Origin of the sequence: Corallococcus sp. AB032C (genome assembly GCF_003668935.1) — a bacterium.
In the GTDB taxonomy this organism is placed as follows: domain Bacteria; phylum Myxococcota; class Myxococcia; order Myxococcales; family Myxococcaceae; genus Corallococcus; species Corallococcus exiguus.
This window is the reverse complement of sequence record NZ_RAWP01000048.1, coordinates 44,854-67,448: the sequence shown is the minus strand read 5'-3', so window position 1 is coordinate 67,448 and position 22,595 is coordinate 44,854. Positions and strand designations below refer to the sequence as shown.

At 70.5% G+C, this 22,595-nt stretch carries 20 protein-coding genes; 9 read left to right on the top strand and 11 right to left on the bottom strand.

The window, feature by feature from the left end; all coding sequences use genetic code 11:
* The 3 genes from D7X99_RS21755 to D7X99_RS21745 form a co-directional block, all read right to left on the bottom strand.
* Window positions 1-624 (bottom strand): FHA domain-containing protein (locus tag D7X99_RS21755; RefSeq protein WP_147476212.1); only part of this gene is annotated, 624 nt, incomplete at its 3' end.
* Between the two features lie 6 nt (window positions 625-630).
* The gene (locus tag D7X99_RS21750; RefSeq protein ID WP_121779443.1) at window positions 631-1,560 is read right to left on the bottom strand and encodes a YafY family protein; all 930 of its coding nucleotides are present in this window, start codon (window positions 1,558-1,560) and stop codon (window positions 631-633) included.
* Entirely contained in the window at window positions 1,557-2,582 is a 1,026-nt protein-coding gene (locus D7X99_RS21745) for a YafY family protein (protein WP_120576864.1), read from the bottom strand. The genes D7X99_RS21750 and D7X99_RS21745 overlap by 4 nt, the downstream gene beginning before the upstream one ends.
* Before the next feature lie 360 nt (window positions 2,583-2,942).
* Between D7X99_RS21745 and D7X99_RS21740 the strand changes: the two genes are divergently transcribed.
* Window positions 2,943-3,416, top strand: coding sequence for a hypothetical protein (locus D7X99_RS21740; protein WP_121779442.1), 474 nt, complete (start codon window positions 2,943-2,945; stop codon window positions 3,414-3,416).
* Between the two features lie 22 nt (window positions 3,417-3,438).
* On the opposite strand, the gene proB is transcribed toward D7X99_RS21740, so the two are convergent.
* Window positions 3,439-4,563, bottom strand: coding sequence for a glutamate 5-kinase (proB, locus tag D7X99_RS21735; protein ID WP_121779441.1), 1,125 nt, complete (start codon window positions 4,561-4,563; stop codon window positions 3,439-3,441).
* A 166-nt stretch (window positions 4,564-4,729) separates the two neighbouring features.
* On the opposite strand from proB, the gene hflX reads away from it, so the two are divergent.
* Window positions 4,730-6,385, top strand: coding sequence for a GTPase HflX (gene hflX / locus D7X99_RS21730; RefSeq protein ID WP_169827771.1), 1,656 nt, complete (start codon window positions 4,730-4,732; stop codon window positions 6,383-6,385).
* A gap of 50 nt (window positions 6,386-6,435) precedes the next feature.
* Window positions 6,436-6,897 (top strand): hypothetical protein, encoded by a 462-nt coding sequence (locus D7X99_RS21725; protein ID WP_233605040.1) that lies wholly within the window; start codon window positions 6,436-6,438, stop codon window positions 6,895-6,897.
* Window positions 6,898-6,913: 16 nt separating this feature from the next.
* Here the strand turns inward: D7X99_RS21725 and D7X99_RS21720 are convergent, their stop codons facing one another.
* Both D7X99_RS21720 and D7X99_RS21715 read right to left on the bottom strand, forming a co-directional pair.
* Window positions 6,914-7,921 carry an NAD(P)H-dependent glycerol-3-phosphate dehydrogenase gene (locus tag D7X99_RS21720; RefSeq protein WP_121779440.1) on the bottom strand — a complete coding sequence of 336 codons (1,008 nt, stop codon included), beginning with the start codon at window positions 7,919-7,921 and terminating at the stop codon, window positions 6,914-6,916.
* A 35-nt stretch (window positions 7,922-7,956) separates the two neighbouring features.
* Window positions 7,957-8,937 carry a hypothetical protein gene (locus D7X99_RS21715; protein ID WP_199756358.1) on the bottom strand — a complete coding sequence of 327 codons (981 nt, stop codon included), beginning with the start codon at window positions 8,935-8,937 and terminating at the stop codon, window positions 7,957-7,959.
* Window positions 8,938-9,121: 184 nt separating this feature from the next.
* Here D7X99_RS21715 and D7X99_RS42875 point away from each other — a divergent pair, with 184 nt between their 5' ends.
* Complete coding sequence (locus tag D7X99_RS42875; RefSeq protein WP_158627045.1) at window positions 9,122-9,895, top strand: hypothetical protein; 774 nt, start codon at window positions 9,122-9,124, stop codon at window positions 9,893-9,895.
* Between the two features lie 12 nt (window positions 9,896-9,907).
* Here the strand turns inward: D7X99_RS42875 and D7X99_RS21705 are convergent, their stop codons facing one another.
* Complete coding sequence (locus D7X99_RS21705) at window positions 9,908-11,017, bottom strand: hypothetical protein (protein WP_121779438.1); 1,110 nt, start codon at window positions 11,015-11,017, stop codon at window positions 9,908-9,910.
* 103 nt (window positions 11,018-11,120) lie between these two features.
* Window positions 11,121-13,163, bottom strand: a complete 2,043-nt coding sequence (locus D7X99_RS21700) for a c-type cytochrome (RefSeq protein ID WP_121779437.1) — start codon at window positions 13,161-13,163, stop codon at window positions 11,121-11,123.
* 256 nt (window positions 13,164-13,419) lie between these two features.
* On the opposite strand from D7X99_RS21700, the gene D7X99_RS21695 reads away from it, so the two are divergent.
* Window positions 13,420-14,952 carry a cell wall metabolism sensor histidine kinase WalK gene (locus D7X99_RS21695; RefSeq protein WP_121779436.1) on the top strand — a complete coding sequence of 511 codons (1,533 nt, stop codon included), beginning with the start codon at window positions 13,420-13,422 and terminating at the stop codon, window positions 14,950-14,952.
* A complete protein-coding gene (locus tag D7X99_RS21690; protein ID WP_120561824.1) occupies window positions 14,949-15,662 on the top strand; it encodes a response regulator transcription factor in 714 nt (237 codons plus the stop codon). The genes D7X99_RS21695 and D7X99_RS21690 overlap by 4 nt, the downstream gene beginning before the upstream one ends.
* A 7-nt stretch (window positions 15,663-15,669) precedes the next feature.
* Here the strand turns inward: D7X99_RS21690 and D7X99_RS21685 are convergent, their stop codons facing one another.
* Entirely contained in the window at window positions 15,670-16,368 is a 699-nt protein-coding gene (locus D7X99_RS21685) for a bifunctional 2-polyprenyl-6-hydroxyphenol methylase/3-demethylubiquinol 3-O-methyltransferase UbiG (protein ID WP_120581424.1), read from the bottom strand.
* 217 nt (window positions 16,369-16,585) lie between these two features.
* On the opposite strand from D7X99_RS21685, the gene D7X99_RS21680 reads away from it, so the two are divergent.
* The 3 genes from D7X99_RS21680 (at window position 16,586) to D7X99_RS21670 (ending at window position 20,638) form a co-directional block, all read left to right on the top strand.
* Entirely contained in the window at window positions 16,586-18,274 is a 1,689-nt protein-coding gene (locus D7X99_RS21680) for a hypothetical protein (protein WP_121779435.1), read from the top strand.
* A gap of 291 nt (window positions 18,275-18,565) precedes the next feature.
* Complete coding sequence (locus D7X99_RS21675; RefSeq protein WP_121779434.1) at window positions 18,566-19,930, top strand: sigma 54-interacting transcriptional regulator; 1,365 nt, start codon at window positions 18,566-18,568, stop codon at window positions 19,928-19,930.
* Between the two features lie 60 nt (window positions 19,931-19,990).
* Window positions 19,991-20,638, top strand: a complete 648-nt coding sequence (locus tag D7X99_RS21670) for a DUF3332 domain-containing protein (RefSeq protein ID WP_121779447.1) — start codon at window positions 19,991-19,993, stop codon at window positions 20,636-20,638.
* Between the two features lie 49 nt (window positions 20,639-20,687).
* On the opposite strand, the gene D7X99_RS21665 is transcribed toward D7X99_RS21670, so the two are convergent.
* Together D7X99_RS21665 and D7X99_RS21660 are read right to left on the bottom strand one after the other, a co-directional pair.
* Entirely contained in the window at window positions 20,688-21,239 is a 552-nt protein-coding gene (locus tag D7X99_RS21665; RefSeq protein ID WP_121779433.1) for a hypothetical protein, read from the bottom strand.
* Complete coding sequence (locus D7X99_RS21660; protein WP_121779432.1) at window positions 21,236-22,555, bottom strand: hypothetical protein; 1,320 nt, start codon at window positions 22,553-22,555, stop codon at window positions 21,236-21,238. Before D7X99_RS21660 ends, D7X99_RS21665 begins: the two co-directional genes overlap by 4 nt.
* Between the last annotated feature and the right edge of the window lie 40 nt (window positions 22,556-22,595).

Sequence of the window (22,595 nt, the reverse complement as noted above, 5' to 3'; positions counted from 1 at the left end):
GGCCACGGCGCGGGAGGACTGGGAGCCGGTGCGGCGCGCGGGAGGGGGCGCGGGAGCGGGCTTTTCGATGGCCGCGGGGGCGTCCTCTTGCGGAGGCGGCTCCTGCGGCACGGCGCGCTGGGCGTTGGAGGTGGGCCGGCGGATGGCGCGCATGTTCATGCGCGTGGACTCCGCGCGGATGCCCTGCAGGTCCTCCTCGTCCGCGCCCTCCGGCACGAGCGACGCGGCGGCCTTCTTGTTGCGCTGCTTGCGCAAGGAGTCGATGGAGACGATGCGCGTGCTGTTGGCGCCGTCCTCCGCGGGCTTCTCGTCCTCGCCGGTGGTCGCTTCCTCCGCGGCGATCGCGAAGAGGAACGTCACCGGGCCCAGCGTGACCGTGTCGCCGTCCGTCAGCGTCTGCTTCTGCACGGCCGCGCCGTTGATGAGCGTGCCGTTGGCGCTCTTCTGGTCCTCCACCGCGTAGCCGCTTCCGTCCTGGAAGATGCGGCAGTGGCGGCGGGAGATACCAGGGTCGTACAGCACCACGTCGCACTCGGAGGTGCGCCCGATGAGCACGGAGTCCTGGTCGAAGACGAACTCCTTGCCGGCGTCTTTTCCCTCGGAGATCGTCAGTTGGAAGGCCATGTCGTCCTAGGAGCCTATCGAGGCATGTACGGCTCGGGCAACGGCGGCGCGCGCGCTCGCCGGCTCCAGCACCTCCGCCTCTCCGCCGAAGGATAGCACCCACTGCGTGAGCCAGCGCTCACTGTCTCCGGCCACCCGCACCTCCACCCCTCCGTCAGCGAGCGGGCGGGCGTCCTGGCCGAAGCGCTCCTTCACGTAGGGTGCCGCCGTAGGGGTGAAGCGCACCCGGACGGAGGCCTCGCTGGCGCCGCGGGCCGGGTTGGGCACGTCCGCGCGGGCGTCCGGAGGAGGCTGGAAGGCCGTGGTGGTGACGGCCAGGTCCTCCATGCGGTCCAACCGGAACAGGCGTGCGTCCTGGCGGGTGTGGCAGAAGCCCTGGAGGTACCACTGGCCCCGGTGGCTGAGCAGTTCGTAGGGGCGGACCCGGCGTGGTTCCGACGGACGGCCGGGGCTGGCGTAGCCGAACGTCACCTCCAGCCGCTCCAGGATGGCCCGGGTGAGGGGCCCCAGCGCCGGGGGCGCGTCCGCGGAGGCGTCAATCTTCCGGTACATTTCCCGGAAGCGCTCGCGGGCGGCGGGCGGGATGATGTTCTCCAGCTTGGTGAGGGCGCTCTGGAGCGCGTCGCCGGTGGCCGGGCGCAACAGCTCCGCCGCGGCGGCCAGGGCCGCGGCCTCGCCCGCCGTCAGCCGGGGCGGCGCGAACAGGCGCTGATCCAGGTCCACGTAGACGCGGTCGTTGTCCACGTAGATGTCGATGTAGTCGTCCGGGTTGAAGGGCGGCCGGCCCACGCAGGTGAGCAGGTCCAGCTCCTCCAGCAGGTCCTCGCGGCTGATGTTGAGGGCCTTGGCCAGGGCCTCCACGGTGACGCCGGGGTGCTTCGAAACGTAGGGGACGAGGAACAGCAGGCGGCGCAGCCGCTCATGGACGTTGCTCATGCGCTCACCCGCTGACCTTCCACCGGCGCGTGCTTCGCCAGGATGTTCGCGGCCATCCGCTCCAGGCGCTCGCGCGCCTCCGGTGGCCCCTCCACACGGCAGTCCTGTCCCAGCGACAGGACGAAGCGCGTCAGCCCGTCCAGGAACGTCACCGGGAAGCGGGCCCGCACCACGCCCTCCGACACCGGCTCCAGCGCCGCGCCGGGGAACAGCGAGCCCGCGCGCGAGGCCTGCGGCCCCGTCAGCTGGAGCGTCACCTCCAGCGGTTCGTGGAAGCGGTACTGCCAGGGGAAGTAGGCCACGTGGGCGTCCAGCGAGAAGTCCGCGGGCACCTCGAAGTCCGGCGTGCGCGGCCGGGCGGTGTTCACCTTCAACTCGCGGATGCGGTGGACGTGGAAGGTGCGCAGGCCCTGGCGCAGGTGGCAGTAGCCCACCAGCGTCCACACGCCGCGCCGCAGCGCCAGGCCGTACGGGTCCACGCGCCGCTCCGTGACCCCGTCCTTGCGGGGGCTGCCGTAGGTCAGCTGCACCCACTTGTGGGCGGAGCACGCGTCCCAGAGCTGCTCCAGGCGGGCGGAGACCTCCTTCTCCTGGCCCTGCTGGCCGGTGCCCAGCTCCATGCGCACGCGCGGGGTGGGCAGGGATTCGCCGGCGAAGAAGCCGATTTTGCGCAGCGCGTGCGCCAGGTCGTCGCGGCCCGGGAACGCGCCGGACGCCAGCGCGGCGGACCCGGCGGCGTAGAGCACGGCCAGCTCCTCCTTCGTGAGGTCCGCCTCCGGCAGGTAGTAGACGTTGCGGTCGACGAGGTAGCCGTCGCGCCGCTCGTCATCGCCCTGCACGTAGCTCAGCGGGAAGCCCAGCTCGACGAGTTCCGCCTTGTCGCGCTCGAATTTGCGCTCCGCGGCGTCATCCGAGCCACCGTAGTCAGCGGGGAAGTGCTCACGCAGCTCGGCCCACGAGATGGGTTCCCGCGCGTCGAGCAACAGTGCCACGAGATCAAGGATGCGTTCCGTGCGGTCCATTCAGGTGATCGGTGACCATGGCGGACAGGACCCGGGAGATCAAGAGACCGGGGACTTCCGGGGTGGGAGAAAGGGGCAGGCCTGGAAACGAACAGAAAGGGAACAGCGGAGGGCACTGGCTCCGTCCAAGGGGGGGATAGCCGCCCCAACCTGAACAGGCAAGCAGGTACCGTCATGTACCCCTCGTTTCGTCCGCAAGCCAGCAGACAACCCCGGGTGTGGGGCTCGCACTCGGGGCGCGTCTGGGTTATTCCTTGGCCATTGTCGATTTGGGTGAGAAGCGACAGCGGGCCTCCTGGAGGCTTTGCTGGCTGCCGTGGGGCCGACGCGGCGGACCGATGCTTTGACGAGGGCTCGACCATGGACCGCACCTCCCTGCTGAAGAAGTGGCTTCCCGGGCTGGCGCTGGTGCTGTTGGCCTTCGTCTCCACCCCGGCGCACGCCCGCTCCGAACCGCTCTACTTCGCGCTGGAGGTCCGGCGCGACGGCCGGCTGATCGCCCAGCCCAAGTTGCTGGGTGAAGCGGGCCGCACCCTTCGCGCCGAGCGCCGCCGTCCGGGCGCGACCGTGCCGGACTACCGGCTGGTGCTCACGCCCAAGGGCGAGGGCGACTCGTTCCAGCTCCAGGTGGACCTGTCCCTGCCGGAAGGGGAAGGCCACTCGCAGCTCGCCCTGCTGCACGGCCAGGAGCGCAAGCTCCAGCTGGGCCGGGTGCCTGGGGAGCTGGAGGTTTCGCTGCTCCTGATGAAGGTGGACTCCCCGGAGTTCCGCGCGCTGATGCGCCTGACGGAGCCGGCGACCGGCACGGTGAAGTCCGTCTCCTGCTCCATCTAGGCGGCCTTTGCGTGGACCGCGGCTACAGCACCGCCAGGTCGTCGCGGTGCACCGCTTCATCCAGGTAGCGGTAGCCCAGCACCGCCTCGATGTCCGTGCTCCGCCGCCCGGCGATGCGCCTGAGCTCATTGGCGTCGTAGGTGGACAGGCCCCGGGCGAACACCGTCCCGGCCGAGTCCGTCAGGTCCACCGGGTCTCCCCGGCCGAAGTCCCCCTCCACACCCGTCACGCCGCTGGGCAGCAGGCTGCGCTTGCCGGTGACGATGGCCTCCTTCGCGCCCGCGTCCACCACCAGCCGGCCCCGGGGCCTCAGGGCGTGGGCGATCCACGCGGTGCGCGCACTGCGGCGTCCGGCGGGCTCGAAGAGCGTGCCCACGGCTTCCCCCTGGAGCACGCCGCGCAGGCGGCCGGGCACCGCGCCGGAGGTGATGACGCAGGGGATGCCCAGCTCCGCGGCGCGAGCGGCGGCGCGCACCTTGGACGCCATGCCTCCCGTGCCCACCTCGCTGGTGGCGTCACCAGCCAGGGCCAGCACGTCCGCGGTGACGCGCGGCACGGCGGGCATCAGGCGGGCCTCGGCGTCCTTGCGCGGGTCGGCGGTGTAGAGGCCCTCCACGTCCGACAGGAGGACCAGCGCGTCCGCCTCCACCACGCCGGCCACCAGGCTCGCCAGCGTGTCGTTGTCGCCGAACTTCAGCTCGTCCACGGACACGGTGTCGTTCTCGTTGATGACCGGAACCACGCCCGCGGCCAGCAGGCGCTCCAGCGTGTGCTTCACGTTGAGGTAGCGCCGGCGCTCCTGCACGTCCTCGTGGGTGAGCAGCACCTGGGCCACCGTCCGGGCCGCGTGACCGAACGCTTCCTCGTACGCCTGCATCAGGCGGCTCTGCCCCACCGCCGCGCACGCCTGCTTGCCCGGGATGTCCCGGGGGCGCGCGGGCAGCCCCAGCCGCTCCATGCCCAGGGCGATGGCGCCGCTGGACACCACCACCAGCTCCCGGCCCCCGGCGGCCCACATCAGGTCCTGCCCCAGCGCGTCGAAGTGGGCACGGTTGAAGCGGCCCGTGGCGCTCGTCAGCGCGTTGGTCCCAATCTTCACCACCACGCGGCGGGCCCCGCGCAAGGCGTTGCGTGCGGAATCAGTCACAGGGGCAGCGTAGGCTGGAACGGGAAAGGACGCGCGTGGCCGGTTGTTCACCAGGCTGCGCGACACACTGGCTGGGGGGCTTTGTCATGAAACGCGGGTGGCCCCAGTCCATCCAATGCCTTGAATGCAGCGCGGGTCGTTCGATGTCCGCGCCAGGAGAAACGGTTTGAAGGAAATCTTCGGCAACACCCTGGGCCTGAAGTCGAGCGAGCAGCAGCGGCTGCGCAACACCTTCCGCCGCCGCGTGGATCCGCGCGAAATCGTGTCCGCGGAGCTTGCCCGCCACCTCACCGAGCTGTCGCACGAGCTCAACCGTCAGGTGGGCGTCCTCATCAACCGAAAGGGCGACATCGAGCACGTCGTGGTGGGCAACGCGCACAAGCTGGAGCTGCCGGACATCGGCCGTGCGCGCGCGGGCCAGATTCGTCTGCGTGGCCTGCGGCTGGTGCACACGCACCTGAAGAGCGAACCCCTGACGAAGGACGACCTCACGGACCTGGCGCTCCTGCGCCTGGACTGCGTGGCGGCCGTGGGCGTGGGCAACGAAGGCCTGCCCGGCGTGCTGCACTGGGCCTACCTGGTGCCGGAGAATGGCGCGGGCGAGTTCTGGCACGTGTCCACCCTGCCCTCCGTGCACGTTGAACAGCCGGACCTGCTGTCCACGCTGGACGCGCTGGAGGAGGAGTTCAACCGCAAGGCGGCCGCGCGCACGGTGTCCGGGAAGGAGCGCGCCATCCTGGTGGCGGTGTGCCTGGACGGCAACCGCGCCCGGGCGGAGTCCTCACTCGCGGAGCTGAAGGAGCTGGCGCGCACCGCGGGCGTGGAGGTGGTGGACAGCGTGCTCCAGATGAAGCGCGAAGCGGATCCGCGCTACCTCATCGGCCGGGGCAAGCTGGAGGACCTGAACCTGCGCTCCATGCAGTCCATGGTGGACCTGCTCATCTTCGACAAGGACCTCACCCCGTCGCAGGGCCGCCACATCGGAGATGCGACGAGCTTGAAGATTCTGGACCGCACGCAGCTCATCCTGGACATCTTCGCCCAGCGCGCGCAGACGGCCGAGGGCAAGCTGCAGGTGGAGCTGGCGCAGCTGAAGTACCGGCTGCCCCGGCTGGTGCAGGGGGATGACTCGCTCAGCCGCCTCATGGGCGGTGGCGTGGGCGGCCGCGGCCCGGGTGAGACGAAGCTCGAAATCGACCGCCGCCGCGTGCGCGAGCGCATCACCAACCTGGAGCGCCGCATCGACGTCATCAGCCGCGAGCGCAGCGTCCGCCGGGCGCAGCGCAACCGGCGCGAGGTGCCGGTCATCTCCATCGTGGGCTACACCAACGCGGGCAAGTCCACGCTGCTCAACGCCATCACCAACGCGGAGGTGCTGGCGGAGGACAAGCTGTTCGCCACGCTGGACCCCACGAGCCGGCGGCTGCGCTTCCCGCAGGAGCGCGAGGTCATCATCACCGACACGGTGGGCTTCATCCGGGACCTGCCCAAGGACCTGGTGGCGGCCTTCCGCGCCACGCTGGAGGAGCTGTACGACGCAAGCCTCCTCTTGCACGTGGTGGACGCGAGCGACCCGGCGCGCGACGACCAGGTGGAGGCGGTGGAGAAGATCCTCGCCTCGCTGGGCTTGATGGAGAAGCCGCGCCTGATGGTGTGGAACAAGGCGGACCAGCTGTCCGCGGACGAGGTGGAGTCGCTCTTGCGCTCCCTGGGCGGCGTGGCCATCAGCGCGGTGAAGCGCGAGGGCCTGTCCACGCTCCTGGCCAAGGCGGACATCACCCTGTTCGCCGAGGGTGCGTCCGAGTCCATCGGCGTCGTCTGACGGTGGGCGGGTTGTCGGCGCGGGGGCCCTCCCCGTAGAGTCGGGGGGCCTTGGCTCCCGCGCTGAAACTGCTCATCCCTTTGTTGACGGCCCAAATCGAAGGCCTGCCCGGACAGGACTCCGGGCCGGACTACGACCGGCCCGTCTCGTCCATCACCACCGGCTACATCGAGCTGCTCGAGAAGAACAGCCACATCGTCTACCCGGTCATCGCCGTGGTGACGCTGCTGCTCATCGGCTGGGGCATCCTGTCCGCGTGGAGAACGCAGGACATCGACGGCCTGCAGAAGAACGAGTTCAAGCGCGCCATCATCAACCAGCTGCGCAGCAACATCAGCGGCATGCCCGGCGACATGCTGGGCCGCACCATCGGGTTGGACCGGCTCAAGACGAACCGCCTGCTAGAGGAGATGCAGACGGAAGGGCTTGTGCTCAGCCACACGAACTCGGAGCGGCTCACCGTGTGGCGCGTGCGCGGCGCGGGCCCCGAAGCCAAGCCGCGCCGCTACTAGCGCTTTTCCGGCGCCTTCAGACGCCGGACAGCTCCGACTTCGGCTGGCGCGTCATCAGGTCCACCACCGCCATCTTGGCGTTCTTGCCCTCGTAGGCGATGAGGTAGACCTGCTCGCAGATGGGCAGCTCCACGCCCGTCTTGATGGACAGGTCGCGCGCGCTCTTGGCCGTCTTGACGCCCTCGGCGACCTCCTTCATCTCCGCGAGGATGTCCGGCAGCTTGCGGCCCTTGCCCAGCTCCATGCCCACGTGGCGGTTGCGGCTGAGCTCGCCCGTGCAGGTGAGCACCAGGTCGCCCATGCCGGACAGGCCGGACAGCGTCAGCGGGTTGGCGCCCTTGCGCACCGCGAGCCTCGTAATCTCCGCCAGGCCGCGCGTGATGATGGCGGCCCGCGCGTTGTGGCCCATGCCCAGGCCGTCCGCCATGCCCGCGGCGATGGCGATGACGTTCTTCAGCGCGCCGCCGTACTGCACGCCCACCACGTCCGTGGACGTGTACGAGCGGAAGGTGTCCGTCTGGAGCGCCTTCTGACAGCGCTGGGCCACCTTGTCCCAGTGCGACGCGATGGTCACCACCGTGGGCATGCGACGGGCCAGCTCCTTGGCGAAGCTGGGGCCGGAGAGCACCGCGACGTACGGGTGGAACTCCTCCGGCAGACAGTCCTCCAACAGCTCCGTCATGGTGAGCAGCGTGCCGTTCTCGATGCCCTTGGACACCGTGACGAGCGGCACGCTCTTGGGCAGGAAGTCCTTGGCGCGCGCGAGCACCTCGCGCGTGGCGTGGCTGGGCGTGGCGAGCACCACCATCTCCGAGCCGGACAGCGCCTCCTCCAGGTCCGTGGTCGCGCGCACGCGCTCGGAGAGGGGGATGCCCTTGAGGTAGGTGGCGTTCTCGTGGTGGGTGTTGATGGCCTCCACGGCGGAGGGCTCACGGCCCCACAGGCGGACTTCGTCGCAATTCACCGCGAGCACGTTGGCGAGCGCCGTTCCGAACGAACCTGCACCGATGACACTGCCGCGCATGAGCTGACCTCGGGTCGAGAGGGGGAAGGGGGATTTCAGAACAGCGTGGACACCACGCCCACGGACAGCGTGGGCATGAACTCCGCGTCCGAGGAGCGGCTGCGGAAGTCGCCACCGAGCGAGACAGCGTAGGACGTCTTCTCACCCACGGGAAACTCCGCGCCCAGCCGGACGAGGACGGACGCATCCAGCTTCCACGCGGGCGGCACACCGGACAGCGGATCCTTCTGGATGGGGTCCATGTCGAAGGCCATCAGGGCGCGGACATCCAGGTACGGCCGCCACGCGCGCGGGCTGTCGCCCTGGAAGGACGCCACCAGCCCCGGGGCCACGTTCCAGTCGCGCCGGCCGCTCAAGTAGCGCGCGCCCTTGTCCTCCGTGTCCGGGGGACGCAGGAAGAACGCGTGGCCGCCGTCCACCACGAAGGCGAGGCTGACGTTGTCGCTGTCCAGGAGGGTGAAGCGGACGCTGGCGCGCAGCTCGGTCATCAGGCCGTAGACGGTGTCCACGCCCAGCCCCAGGTCCAGGTGCTCCAGCACGCCGTACACGCCGCGCGCGGACACGAAGGGGAAGCCCAGCTCCATGCCCACGCCCGCGTGTCCGGAGCCCAGCGACCGGCCGCCGTAGAGACCGTAGCGGTTGGGGGCCTGGAGTGGAGGCGGCGGACGCTGAGCCTTGACGCGACGGCGCGCGGACGGCGGCTCCGCGAGCGGAGGCGGCGCGGCCTGGGGCGGCGGCGGCGGCGGCGCGGGGACAGGAGCGGGGCTGGAGGCGCCGGGGAAGGACTCCCAGCCCTCGGCTTCGGGCGGCGGCTGGACGCGGGAGGGGACTTCCTCGCGGGGAGCGGACTGGGGACGCGCTGGTGCGGGTGGGGCTTCGGAAGCGGGCTTGCCGGGTTCGCTCCAGGACTCGTCGGGGGTCGCGCTCCGCGGAGGCGGACTGGACGTCTGGGCCCGGGCGGGAATGGCCGGCGCCAGGACCATTATCGACAGGCTGAGGAGACCGGGGAGGCGCATGGTGGAGGAAGGCAGGCAGCCTAGCCCACGCTCCGCCCATGAACGAGGCCGGCCTGCCCGACCTCTCCCCCGCCATCCGGTCGCGTCCGGAAAGCGGCAGCCGCGCCACAATGCTGATGACGGGGGCCGGGCACGGTCTACCATCCGCGCCGCGCGCATGGCGTCGGTGAGGAGAGCCAACGGGATGAGGGTCGGACGGGGTGCACTGCTGATGGCGCTCGCCCTGGGCGCGTGCAGCAGGCCCGGTGCGGGCACGGACGCGACGGGCGCGTCGGATGCGGGGGCCATCGGGCTTCCGGGACGGCCGTCCACACTGACGCTGCCCTCGTGCGAGGAGCTGCTTCCGGCGGACCTGCGCGACCTCACGCTGAACGGCTTCACGATGAAGGAGGAGCGCGCGTGTCCCACGTGCGGGCCCGTGTGCTCGCTGCGTTCAGCGGCGCTGGCGGGCGTGTCCGTGTCCGTGGCGTATGACTGCCAGCCGAACTACGCGAACGCGGATGTGCGCGCGCTGCTCGAGCCCACGCTGAACGTGGGCGGTGAGGAGATTCCGGCGCTGGGCAAGGCCGCCGCGCGCCGTAACCCCGTGCAGGGCATGACGCAGGTGGTTGCGTGGGATGACGACACGCCGTGCGTCGTGGTCGTGACCTGGCTGGGGGATGACCCCGACCGCGCGATGGACGTGGCCCGGCTCGCGGTGACGTCGAATCACGGCGTGAGGGATACGACGGCGGACGCGGGCTCGGAGCTTCCGGCCGACGCGGGGGACAGCCTTCTGCTGGATGAACCGCTGGAGCCGATGGACAGCCTCACCGCGCCGCGCGCGGGTTCGAAGGACCTGCTCTCCGCGCCTCCGGGCACGGGCGCCCGGAAACCGTCGCCGGTCCCCTCCCCGCGTCCTGTCGCGCCAGTGCCCGCGAGTCCGAAGCCCGTGGTGCCCGCACCGGCTGCGCAGTAGCCCGCGGCGGAATCAGTAAGGCCACTTCGCGATGGCGTAGGCGTGAGTGGCCTTGTGATTGAGCCACACGAGCAGCAGTGCCACCGTCCAGCGCAACGCCTTGGGACGCGTGGCCAGCCAGTCGCCCGCGACGAACATGACCGGGAAGAGCACCGCGCCGAAGCGGAAGGCATTTCCCAGGTCGCCTTGAGGCAGCATCACCAGAAGTGACAGCAGGACATAAAGGCCCAGGGCCCGGTCGCGGCGCCACAACATCACCCCGAACACCAGCCACGCTGCCCCGAAGACGTTCCGCAGCACCAGCCAGCCGTTGAATCCCTTGTGCCAGGGATTGCCGAACCACAGTCCCCGGATGGCACCCCAGACAGAGTCCGCGTGATTCCACTCCCGCTGGGCCTTCAGGAACATGAAGGGGTCACCGGAGCGGCTCCACTCGAAGACGAGCAACCCTCCGAACGCCACCAGTGCAAGACACCCCATGAAGCCGAACCGCACGAAGCGCTCGCGCCACGACGGTTCGCGCATGGCTGCCAGGAGCGCGGCGGCGATGGCCACGAAGCAGCCCTGGTTACGCGTGAAGAGGCACAGCGAAACCAGCACGGCCGAGGGCAGGAGCAGCCCACGCGAAGCACACGCCAGGGCCCCGAACGACAGGAGCAGGAAGAGCCCCTCCGTGTGGTGCGAGTGGAGCGCGAAGCTGGCGGGACCGTAGAGGAAGACGAACCACCCCCAAGGCGTCCGGGCCGTCATCCCTTCGCGCTCTGGCCCCTGCCGCGCCCAATGGGTGTTCCACGCGACGAAGCCCAGCAGGCATGCCGTGGACAGGGCCGCGCCGACGACCTGGGGCGGCAGCGTGCCCCCCAGCCCCTGCCGCACCAGCCAGACCAGGCCCGGGTACAGCGGCAGGAAGGCCCAGAGGGGCCATGAGTAACCCTCCAGGACCAGCGTGCTGTAGTGGTGCGAGTCCCAGCGATCCAACACCAGGAGCGGTGGGATGTCCCGGCGCCAGGCCGTCCAGGCCCAGAGCCCGAAGTGGTGGACCAGCAGCAGCGCCACGAGCCCCCAGGGCGAAGACGCGATCTTGAGACGGAGCGAACCCGCCGACTGAGAGGTGGGACCCATGAGCGGGGGTCTCCATGCCCTCGCGGCACGGCTCAAGCAAGAACCCTGCACGGCGCGGTCATCTCCAGAGGGAATGACCGCGCCGGTGCGGTTCGCTCCCCCGCTACAGCGTCTCCAGGTACGCCACCAGGTCGTCCATGTCCGCGTCGGACAGCCCCGCCGTCGTGCCGTGCAGGTTCGTCTCGCGGCCGTTCATCAGGCGGGCCTTGAGCGTGGGCGCGCTGCCGTCATGCAGGTACGGCGCGGTGCGGCCCACGCCCAGCAGCGACGGCGTGTTGAGCCCTGTCTTGATGACCACCGCCGCGTCCTTCAGCACGCCCGAGAGCACGAACGTGCCCACGTCCACGTTGCGGTTGTCCGTGAGCGCCGCGCCCGTGTGACACGTGTCGCACTTCGCCTGCGTGAAGAGGGCGGCCCCGCGCGTCTGGGACGCCGTCAGCGGCTCGCCATGGAACGCGTTGTCCGGCGCGGGGATGGCGTCGATGAACGCTCCCAGCTTCGCCACCGTGTCCGCGTCCAGCTCCTGGCCACCCATGCGGTCCTTCACCGTGGCGCTCATGAAGTCCCCCAGCGCGGAGAACTCGCCGCTCCAGTGGAAGGGCGCCGTGGCCGTGGTCATGCGACCCGCCAGGCTGGGCGTCTGGCGCGGCCCGTCCGGGAAGCCCCACACGTGGCCGTCCTCGCGGCCCTCCAGGTGGCACGACGCGCAGGACACCGCCACGGACGGGCTGGTCATCCGCGCATCCACCGCGCTGAAGAACAACCGCCGGCCCGCCGCCGCCATCGGCGACAGCGTGTCGCCCACGATGACCAGGCGCTCGCCCTCCTCGCGGATGTCCCCGAACGCATTGCCGCTGGACCCCAGCGTGCTGACCGTGTGGTCGAACGCGTTGTAGACGTACGCCTTGCGCCCGTCCCGCGTGAGCGCGATGCCATTGGGGCCCGCCCCCACGGCAATCAGCTGCCGCACCGGGCTCGTCTCGTTCACCAGGTCCGAACCGGAGCGGCGCCACGAGGGCAGGATGGCCACGTTGTTGGAGTCCTGGTTCACCAGGAACAGCCACGCGCCCGTGGGGTCCACCACCGCCGCCGCCGGCCCCTGCAAGGGCGTGTCGAACAAGGGGCTCGCGACGAGCGACGTGGGGTAGTCCGGCTTCTCCTCCGGCGGCGGCTTGCACTCGTCCAGGTCGTCCACCACCGGGCGGGGCGCTTCGTCCTCCGCGTCGAAGGTGATGAGCCCCGCGGCCACCACGCCGCCACCGGCCGACGCGCCGCACGGCGTCCCGCCGCCGTACATCGACTCTCCCGGATTGGGTCCACGGCCGTCCACGGGCCCGCCCAGCGGGTCCTCGCGCGACCACAGCACCGGCGCGAAGAGGCGACGTCCGTCGGGAGCGCTCAACAGGTCCACCATGCCGCGCGACCGGAAGGAGCGCGGGCCCTGGTTGGGATTCATGGGCACCGGCGCATCGAACTCCGAGGAGGACCCGCCGGCACCGGGGGGCGACGGCCGGTTCGCCTTCGCGAGCAGGTCCGTGCCGCCGCGCATCACCTGGGGCTGGTTCGCGTCCGACAGGTCCACCGTCATCACGTCGCCCTGCCGGAACAGCGACACCGCCGCCTTGCGGCCGTCCTCCAGCAGCGCGATGCCTCGCGGCTCCTCGCCCAGCGGCAGCTCCCAGCGCGCCGTGAGCGTGCCCGTGTCGATGGCGGTGAGGCTGCCCCGCGCGGCGGACTCACGCATGGCGCTGTTCACCACGTACAGCGTGCTGCCATCCGGAGACAGCGCCATCCCCGTGGGCTCCACGCCCACCGGAACGCGAGCGGCCTCCACCGCGTCTCCCTTGCGGATGACGGACACGCTCCTGCCGCCCCGGTTCGTCACGTACACGGTGTCGTCCGGGCCCACCGCCACGCGCTCCGGACGCGGGCCCACCCGCACCTCGGACACCTTCTCCCGGCGTGCGGTGTCCACCACGGCGAGGATGCCGTTGTCCGCGTCCACCACGTAGAGCAGCGAGTCGTCCCGGCTGAGCGCCACGGACCCGGAGGCATTGCTCCAGGTGCCCGCGACCTCACGCTCCTTGCAACCCGACAGAACCAGCGTCGTCACCGCGCACAGCGCGGCCCATCCCTGCCGTCGCATCGGAAATGCCATCCCCTCCCGCGAAGGCTTTCGCGCGCGCCTCCGACCCCACCCTGCGCGCATGCCCCACGGCCTGTCCGGAAGCGTGCCGGCCCTGCTCACACGCCTTCCCGAGAGCCGCATGCTCGCTCAGCCGCCCCCCGAAGTCGACGTCCTCTCCACCCGCCGTATGCCTCCGGACAATGTCGGGAAGACTCCTCCCTCCCCTCAAAAGCCGCGAGCACCCGGCCGCCGTCGCGTGTAGACACAGGGAGCCGTGTCTCGTCCCGCGCCCGTCATCCTCAGCTTCCGACGCACGTTCGCGCTGCTCATCCTGCTGGTCGTGCTGCCCTCGGCCGGCCTGTCCGGCTTCGGCGTCGTGGCCATCATCAACGAGCGCGCCGCGGTGGAGAAACGCCTGGAGGCCGCGTGGCGGGGGACGCTGGCGGACCTGTCCGCGGAGGTGCCGCGCGCGCTCAACAGCGGACGGTTGGAGCGCGTGGGCAGCGAGCGGCTGGCCTTCCTCCTGCCGGATGACCAGGAGCTGTCCGACCCGGACGGCACCTTCCACGTGGAGAACGGCCTGGTGCGCACGAAGGACCCGCAGCTGGCGGAGTCCCTGGCGGCGCTGGTGCCAGAGGCCGCTTCGCTGCCCACCGTGCCCACCGTCTTCTCGCTCTCCACGAGCGGCCGCGCGGTGATGGTGGCCGCCGAGCGCCAGGGCGCCACCGTGCGGGGCGTGCGGCTGTCAGGACTGGCGCTGGACTCGCTCCTGTCGGAGAAGGCGCAGGGGCGGGCCACGTCGGAGCCCGTGCGCTTCACGCTGCTGCCCGTGCCGCGCGACACGTCCAGCGAGGGCGGGCTCGTCAACCGGCTGATGTCGGAGGTGGCCCAGGCCCGGCAGAACGCGCTGGGGCAGCCGGTGCTCGCGGAGCGGGTGCTGTCCGCGCCGTTGCAGGACTTCCGCCTGGTGGTGCTGCCCACCGGCGAGGACCCCGTGGCGAGCGCGTCCACGCGCAACCGCGCCGTGTACGGCGTGCTGCTGGGCCTGTTCTACCTGACGCTCACCTTCGGCGTGGGCTACACCGCCCGCGTGCTCTACCGCGAGGCGCGCCTGTCGCGCATGAAGACAGACTTCGTGTCGCTGGTGAGCCATGAGCTGCGCACGCCGCTCACCTCCATCCGGATGTTCATCGAGACGCTGGCCCTGGGCCGGCTGAAGGACCCGGCGCAGCAGCAGGAGGTGCTGGACCTGCTCACGAAGGAGACCGAGCGCCTGTCGGACCTCATCGAGCGGGTGCTGGACTGGGCGCGCATCGAGAGCGGCCGCAAGGTGTACCAGCGCGAGTCGCTGCCGGTGACGGACGTGGTGGACGCGGCGGTGGTGGCCTTCCGCACGCAGCGGCACGGCGACAGCATGGAGTTCACCGTGAAGGTGGACGACGGGCTCCCCCATGTCGACGTGGACCGGGTCGCCGTGGCGGGCGCGCTGCTCAACCTGTTGCAGAATGCCTACAAGTACAGTGGGCCCACCCACCGCAGAATCGCCCTCCGGGCACAGAGAGACGGCGGACACGTGAACCTGTCGGTGGAGGACAACGGAGTGGGCATCGCCAAGAAGGACCGCAAGCGCATCTTCGAGCGCTTCTACCGGGTGGACAACCTGCTCACGCGCAAGACGGAGGGCAGCGGCCTGGGGCTCGCCATCAGCAAGCGCATCGTGGACGCGCACGGCGGCCGCATCACAGTGAAGAGCGAGCCCGGCAAGGGCAGCTGCTTCACCCTCCAGCTCCCGGTGAGCCGCGCATGAGCACGTCCGTTCCCCAAGAGGAGAAGCCCCAGCGCATCCTGGTGGTGGAGGACGACCTGTCCATCCTCACCGGCGTGTCCATGAACCTGCGCTTCGAAGGCTACGAAGTGCTCCAGGCCCAGGACGGCCGCACGGGCCTGGCCAAGGCCCTGGACGAGGCGCCGGACCTGCTGGTGCTGGACCTGATGCTGCCGGAGCTGAACGGCTACGAAGTCATCCGCGAGCTGCGCCAGCGCGGCCGTGACACGCCGGTGGTGGTGCTGTCCGCGCGGGGCCAGGAGTCGGACAAGATTCTGGGTCTCAACCTGGGCGCGGACGACTACGTGGTGAAGCCCTTCGGGTTGCAGGAGCTGCTCGCGCGCATCAAGGCGGTGTTGCGCCGCCGGTTCGGGGCCACGGGCATCACGCCGCCGCCGGTGACGTTCGGGGACGTGAAGGTGGACCTGTCCCAGCGCACGGTGGCGCGCGACGGACAGCCGGTGGAGCTGACGGCGCAGGAGTTCAAGCTGCTGGCGCACTTCCTGGCGCACCCGGGCCGCACCTTCACCCGCGAGGAGCTGCTGTCCGGCGCGTGGGGCTACCACTACGAGGGCAGCGCGCGCACGGTGGACAACTTCATGCGCCAGCTGCGGCTGAAGTTCGAGTCGGATCCGGAAGCGCCCCGGCACTTCCTCACCGTGCGCGGGCTGGGCTACCGCTTCGAGCGGTGAACGCCGCTCACGTCCCGGCGACGCCAATCTGGCGCAGGTCCTCCAGGTCGAAGGGCTTGCCGTCGAAGCGGCCAAAGCGCTCGCGAAGGGTGAGGCCGCTGGCGGTGAGGGCGGTCTCCAGTTCCTCCGGCAGGAAGTGCTTCAGCTTGAGGCGGCGGATGGGGCTCTGGCCGCCGGCCGGACGCCGCTCGCGCAGGTGCAGCGCGAAGAGGGGGCGGCGGGGCTCCACCGCGGCGCCGGGCTCGTCGTCGTCGCGAGGCAGCACGGGTTCGCGCGGGGCGTTGAGCACGTCGTAGATGAAGGTGCCGCCGGGGGCCAGGTGGTGGCGCACGGTGGCGAGGAACGCCTCCAGGTCATCGCGGCCGGACATCAGGCCCAGCGCGTGCTGCGGGGCGAGCACCAGGGGGAACTGCTCCGGCAGCCGCAGCGCGCGGGGGTCGGCGGCGATGAGGCGCGTGCGCTCGGAGACGTCCGGCGATTCGGAGGCGCGGCGCTCCTCGGCGGAGCGGATCATCGCCTCGGAGGGGTCCACGCCGACGGTGGAGAAGCCGTGGCCCGCGAGCGACCACGGTACCCTGCCGTTGGCGGCACCCAGCACGAGCACGGGCCCGCCGTGTTCGGCAGCCTGCCGTGTGTAGAAGACGAGGTCCGGCTCCTGCCCCACGAGGGACAGCGGGGTGCGGCCGCGCGCGTCGTTGCCTGCCATTGCCCAGGCCCTAGCACGGTTGGGGGCCGCTCCGGGACCCCGGCGTTCACACAATGGGCAAACGGTTGCCCACGCCCTGTCGAGCAACGGACGCCCACCGGCGACAGTCCAACGGTGGCCGGCCCTCCAGGGCTGGCACCCTCCTTGCCTTGATGGCCACGAACAATGGCTTCGTGCCGGGGGACCTTCTCCCGGCCCAGTGTGAGGTGGTTGGCATATGAAGCACGGGTGGCGATGGACGGGGGCGCTCCTCTTGGTCGGAGCGCTGGGGTGGACGGGCTGCGGCGGGGACGACAGCGACACGCGGCAAGTGGATGAGCCGGTGGTGCCGGTGACGCCCGTGGAGGATCCGCGGCTGCCGGACGCGGGCACGGGTGAAGTGGACGCGGGCACGGATGCCGGCACGAGCACGGATGCAGGAACCGACGCTGGCACCGGGACGGATGCGGGCACGGGCACGGACGCGGGAACCGGTACCGACGCGGGCACGGATGCCGGCACCGACGCGGGCACGCCAGAGCAGGTGCAGACCTATCCCCTGCCCTCAGCGCCGGGATGGACGTTCTACAACCAGGAGCAGGGCGCGCCGCGCTACGTCTACGGCATCTCCGCGGACCAGGGCGGCAACGTCTGGGTCGCGGGCGGCGAGGAAGGTCTGTTCCTCATCAAGAAGGGCTCCAACTCCATCCAGCGCTTCACGATGTCCGACGGACTCCATCCCTTCGGCCGCATGCGCGACGGAGTGGGGGGTCCTCCGCCGGGAGTGCCGTACCTCAAGGTCATCTCCGTGGCGGGTGGCCCTGACGGAACGGTGTTCGTCGGCTACGCCGGCAAGCCGCCCAAGGCGGGCATGCCCACCTGCGAGGACGAGTGGGACCAGGCGGAGAACGCCCACCGCGAGCCGGACGCCAGCGTCTACAAGAGCGGTGACGCGGACAAGGTGATGCTCAAGGCGGACGGCACGATCGACGTCGTGCACTACGACATCCACACCGGCCCCAAGAAGGTGGGCGCGGAGCTGCGCGGACGCGAGAAGCTCTGCACCGTCTACCGCATCGCCTACGACCCGGTGAAGGAGGTCGTCTGGTTCGGCGGCAACCACGGCTTCGCCATGGGCGACGCGAAGTTCAACGGCATCGTCCCGTCGTACTGCTGGGATCCGCGCCCTTGGGATACGGCTGGCTTCAAGTGGGAGTTCGAGTGCGCGGGCCTCTACGAGCACGTGCACCCCGCCATCTCCGGCTCCAAGGGCGAGCTGCTGTCGGACCGCTACTACGGCCTCTCCATCACGGAGAATCACGACGTCTTCTTCGGCGGGCAGATCCGCTCCACGCGCTTCCGCTACGGCACCAACGGGGACGATTACTGGTCGGCCCAGAGCGAGACGGAGGACTCGGGCTACGAGTGGAACCGCTTCGACATCTGGCCTGACGCCGTGCCGAACTACCCCACCGCGGCGCAGCGCGTGGACGACAACGTCTCCGGCATGGCTCCGGCGTCCAACGGCGGTGTGTGGGTCAGCTCCTTCTACTTCGGCCTCGCTCGCCTGAGCGCCGACGGGGCCGTGGAGACCAAGGTGATGCAGGACCTGGTCAACTACGCGCCCGCCAGCGGCAGCAACCCCGCGATGGCGCCGACCTCTTCCGTGGCGACGGACCCCTGGGATGGGAGCCTCTGGGTGGGCGCCAACTGGTGGGGCGGCATCACGCGCCTGAAGGGCGCCGGCACGGTGAAGTACAGCGGTGACGTCTTCGGCAACGTGCTCACCTCCGTCAGCAGCGTGTCCGACATCCAGTTCGACCGCTCCGCCGGCAAGCGCCGCGTCCTCGTCTCCTTCGAAGGCACCAAGAACGCGAAGACGGGCGTCGTCACCCCGGGCCTCATCGGCATCTACGAAGGCAACTGACGCGGCCTCCACACCGAAGTCCTGACACGGCCGTCCCTCCCGTCATGGGGAGGGCGGCCGTTGTCCTTGCATCATCACGCTCGACAGGGCGGGCGTGGTGCAGCGGACTACCGCGATGCTTTCATCCTGAAGCATCTCAACCAGCAGCTGACGCTGGCCTCTCGCACCGCGAGAAAACAAACTGGCACACACGCTTTTGACGCGCCGTGCCCGGCTACCCACCAGTCGGGCACGGCCTGCACCGACAGACAGCCCGCGCGGGCCGGAAGCCGTCTAGAATCCCGCCCGCTCATGTCCACCGTCCCTCCCGCCCCCATCCCCGCGCACACCGTCGTCGTCGCCCGTGCGCAGGCGGAGCGACTGTCCGCGCAGCGCTTCCACCTGGTGCTGCTGGACACCGAGCGAGCGGGCACCGTGTACCCGCTCGCCACGGAGGACCTGCGCGTCGGCAAGTCCACCGACAACGACGTCGTCATCGACCACCCCACGGTGAGCCGCAACCACCTGGTGGTGCGCCGTCAGGGCGACCGCTTCCTCGTGCAGGACCTGGGCTCCACCAACGGCACCTTCCTGGATGGCGCCCAGGTGCGCGAGGCCTACCTGCGCCCCGGTGCCCTGCTGGAAGTGGGCGACGTGCGCCTGCGCTTCAGCCCGCAGATGACGCCCGTGCAGGTGGAGCCCACCGCCGAGGACCGGCTGGGCGACCTCGTGGGCCGCAGCGTGCCCATGCGCCAGATTTTCGCGCTGCTCCAGCGCATCGCCCCCACGGACTCCACCGTGCTGCTCGTGGGCGAGACGGGCTCCGGCAAGGGCGCGGGCGCCAAGGCCATCCACAAGTTGAGCCCCCGCACGGCCGGGCCGCTCGTCGTGTTCGACTGCGCCAGCGTGTCCGACTCGCTCATCGAGTCCGAGCTGTTCGGCCATGAGAAGGGCGCCTTCACCGGCGCGGTGGGCCAGCGCATCGGGTGCCTGGAGCGCGCTCACGGCGGCACCCTCTTCCTGGACGAAATCGACGACCTCGCCCTGGACCTGCAGCCCAAGCTCCTGCGCGCCATCGAGGACCGCGAGTTCCGCCGCCTGGGCTCCTCCACGCCCATCTCCTTCGACGCGCGCATCGTCGTGGCCAGCAAGAAGGACCTGTGGGCGGAGACGCAGGCGGGCCGCTTCCGCGAGGACCTCTACTTCCGCCTGTCTGTCTTCACCTTCAGCCTGCCGCCCCTGCGCGACCGCAAGGAGGACATCCCCCTGCTCGTGGAGGCCTTCGCCGGCGAGGGCCTGTGGCCCCGGCTGCCGGAGAAGATTCAAGAGCAGTTCCTGGGGCACACCTGGCCGGGCAACGTGCGCGAATTGCGCAACGCCCTGGAGCGCGCCCGGCACATGGTGGACATCCCAGGCCTCACCGGGGACAACCTCCTGCGCGAGTTCACCCGCGACGTGCCCACGCCCGCCGGGGACTTCCTGCCGGTGGAGTTCACCGGGCCGTTCAAGGTGTGCAAGGACGAGCTCGTCCGCGCCTTCGAACGCGAGTACCTCACGCGCCTGTTGGGCCGCGCCCGGGGAAACATCGCCCGCGCCGCGCGCGAGGCGGAGCTGGACCGCAAGCACCTCTATTCGCTGCTGCACAAATACGGGCTCGTTCAGAGCGAGCCGGACTGACGCCTTCGTGGCATGGTGGCGGCCGCTTTCACGCGGTCCCCCATCCCCCAGGAGGGCTTCATGAAGTTGCGTCCGTCCCGCAGGTTCGGTGTGCTGTGCGCAGGTGTCCTGATGATGAGTGCGACGGGCTGCTTCGGCTCGTTCAAGCTCACGACGAAGATCTGGCAGTTCAACAAGGGCATCTCCGGCAACAAGTTCGTCCAGTGGCTGGTGTTCCTCGTGTTCGTCGTGGTGCCCGTCTATGAAATCGGCACGCTGGTGGACGCGCTCGTCGTCAACAGCATCGAGTTCTGGACCGGCAGCAACCCGGTGAGCAGCGTGGAGGGAGAAGACTCCAACACGCGCATCGTGAAGCTCAGCCCCACCGACACGCTGAAGATGTCTCGCGACGTGGAGTCCAGCGTCATGCGTCTGGAGTTGCAGCGCGAGGGCCAGGAGCCCGTGGTGCGCTACTTCGAACCGCTGGAGGACGGCATGGTCGCGCGCGACGAGGCGGGCGCCCTGCTCATCCGCGCGCAGGGCCAGGCGGACGGCGCGGTGACGGTGACGGACGCCACTGGATCCACCGTGACGGTGCACGCACGGGACGCGGTGGACGCCGCGCGCCAGCTCTTCCTGGACGGCGGCGCGCCGGCGCTCGCGCGGTTCGCCACGCACCAGGGACCGCTCTCCCAGGGCATGGCCACGCTCGACACCTGCACGCCGTGAGCTGATACCCAGGGCTTCCGGTTCGAGTCACCGGAAGCCCCGGAGTGATTCAGGGCGCGGGCTCGTCGACCACCACGTCGCCCAGGTCCGGGCCAAAGCCCGCGTCGAGCGCCAGGGAGTTGAACGTCCCCTCCATGCTGCGCCCCGCGCCGTAGCCGTCGCCCTTCTTGAACGACAGGGAGAAGTCTCCGCGCGTGGCCTCGCCCACGTTGCCGCCTTCGTCCAGCACCAGGTCGCCGCGCTCCACCTGGGTGAAGACGCGCGCCGGTTCGCCCGCGGCCACGTGCACCACCGACGCGCGGTCGCGGCCGGAGGGCGTGGTGCCGCCGAGGTTCACCTTCGTGCCCGGCTTCATGTCCACGCCTTCCGTGTCCACGGTGAGCCGCGCGACCAGGTCCACGTCCAGGCCGTTGTTGCGGAAGTAGCTCACCTGGAGCGCCTCCGGGTTGCGGCGGATCTCCACCCTCGACACGTCGGTGACGGGGAACAGCTCCGACACGCTGCCGGACAGCTCGTTGTCTCCCCGGCACGCGACGGCGCCCGCGCCGCTCAGCACGGCCGCGAGCCCCAGCGCCGCCACGGCGCGTCCCGCGAGGCTCACCGCTCCACCGCCAGCGTCAGGGCCTGCGTGCCGCCCGCGCGGTAGAGCACCACGCGCTGGCCGGAGGACAGGAACGCCAGCTTCGGCGACCAGCCGCCCGCCGTGTCCACCGTCACCTCGCGCCACTGGTCCTCCACGCGCGTGGCGATGATCAGCGCGTCGTCAGCCGGCGAGCAGCTGCCCTCGTTGCGCCCGGACTCCAGCGAGCAGATGTGGAACGCGATGGACGGGTCGTGCGTCTTCGGGTCGAACGCCAGCGACGGATACCAGCCGCCGGAGCCCGTCTGGTACACCGGATCCGGCGTCGTCCAGTCTCCCGCCGCCGCGCACTTCGTCCCCGTCGTGCCCGCGCAGGTGATGAGCGTGAGCCGGCTGTTGGAGCGGTCCACCGCCGCGATGCCGAAGCCGACCGTGGCGTCATACGCCATGGACGCGCCGAGCATCGTGTTGCCCACCGCCTGCACCTGCACCGGAGGAGTCCACGTGGTGCCGTCCGCGTTGCGGCGCTGGAAGTACACGTTCTGCCCCGGCGCGTCCGCGGCCCCGAAGGCCTGGTCGAACACCAGCGCGGGCTGGGCCCCCGCCATCAGCAACTGGAGATGTCCGCCGTACGCGCCCTTCTGGTCGCCGCCCGACGCCACCACCCGGTGCTGCCACGCCGTGGGCCCGCCGCTCGCCAGCTCCACGTCGCTGCCCGCCCAGTCCTGCTGCGGGAACTGCCCGTTGTGCCCGTCGCGGTAGACGACCAGGGCCTGGCTGCCGCTGAAGACGATGGAGGGGTTGAGGCCCACGAGATAGCCCGTGTCGCTCACCGGGTTGCCCGCCACGGCCTCGTCGCCATGGGTGACGGGGATCTGCTCGGTCCAGGTGCCATTCGCGTTGCGGTAGGACACCGCCAGGTCGCTCTGGAACCAGAAGATGGAGTCATCACTTCCGCCGCCCAGGTAGCTCACCGCGGGCTGACCGGACGGGCTGAACGCCAGCGACACGCCGTACACGCGCTGCACGGTGGCGATCTTCTCCGCCTGCGCCTGCACCTGGCCGTCCTTCACCTCGCGGTAGCGCAACTCGGAGTCCTTGTCGTTCAGCTTCACGTAGTACGCGATGCCGATGCGGTCGTCCGGGCCCACCGCCATCGCGATGTTGGAGATGGCGAGCTGTTCGCTCGGCTCCGTGTCCACCGTCAGCCGCACGAAGGGCGTCTCCGTCGTTCCGCCATCGTCCTGCGGCTTCGAGCCCGCGTCCGGGTTGGCCGGCTTGCCGCCGCCACATCCCAGCGCGAGCGCCGCTCCCAGTAGCCACGCGTGCCGTTTCATGCGGTTCTTCTCCTTGGTTCAGTCGGCCTGGTTGAGCGCG

Excerpts from the sequence above, each read along its gene's own strand:
- D7X99_RS21715 (WP_199756358.1), bottom strand. The coding sequence starts at position 8,937 with ATGCGCCTCCCCGGTCTCCTCAGCCTGTCGATAATGGTCCTGGCGCCG.
- D7X99_RS21750 (WP_121779443.1), bottom strand. The coding sequence starts at position 1,560 with ATGAGCAACGTCCATGAGCGGCTGCGCCGCCTGCTGTTCCTCGTCCCC.
- D7X99_RS21690 (WP_120561824.1), top strand. The coding sequence starts at position 14,949 with ATGAGCACGTCCGTTCCCCAAGAGGAGAAGCCCCAGCGCATCCTGGTG.
- D7X99_RS21685 (WP_120581424.1), bottom strand. The coding sequence starts at position 16,368 with ATGGCAGGCAACGACGCGCGCGGCCGCACCCCGCTGTCCCTCGTGGGG.
- D7X99_RS21705 (WP_121779438.1), bottom strand. The coding sequence starts at position 11,017 with ATGGGTCCCACCTCTCAGTCGGCGGGTTCGCTCCGTCTCAAGATCGCG.
- D7X99_RS21670 (WP_121779447.1), top strand. The coding sequence starts at position 19,991 with ATGAAGTTGCGTCCGTCCCGCAGGTTCGGTGTGCTGTGCGCAGGTGTC.
- D7X99_RS21660 (WP_121779432.1), bottom strand. The coding sequence starts at position 22,555 with ATGAAACGGCACGCGTGGCTACTGGGAGCGGCGCTCGCGCTGGGATGT.
- D7X99_RS21675 (WP_121779434.1), top strand. The coding sequence starts at position 18,566 with ATGTCCACCGTCCCTCCCGCCCCCATCCCCGCGCACACCGTCGTCGTC.
- D7X99_RS42875 (WP_158627045.1), top strand. The coding sequence starts at position 9,122 with ATGAGGGTCGGACGGGGTGCACTGCTGATGGCGCTCGCCCTGGGCGCG.
- D7X99_RS21745 (WP_120576864.1), bottom strand. The coding sequence starts at position 2,582 with ATGGACCGCACGGAACGCATCCTTGATCTCGTGGCACTGTTGCTCGAC.
- D7X99_RS21700 (WP_121779437.1), bottom strand. The coding sequence starts at position 13,163 with ATGCGACGGCAGGGATGGGCCGCGCTGTGCGCGGTGACGACGCTGGTT.
- D7X99_RS21720 (WP_121779440.1), bottom strand. The coding sequence starts at position 7,921 with ATGCGCGGCAGTGTCATCGGTGCAGGTTCGTTCGGAACGGCGCTCGCC.
- D7X99_RS21680 (WP_121779435.1), top strand. The coding sequence starts at position 16,586 with ATGAAGCACGGGTGGCGATGGACGGGGGCGCTCCTCTTGGTCGGAGCG.
- D7X99_RS21740 (WP_121779442.1), top strand. The coding sequence starts at position 2,943 with ATGGACCGCACCTCCCTGCTGAAGAAGTGGCTTCCCGGGCTGGCGCTG.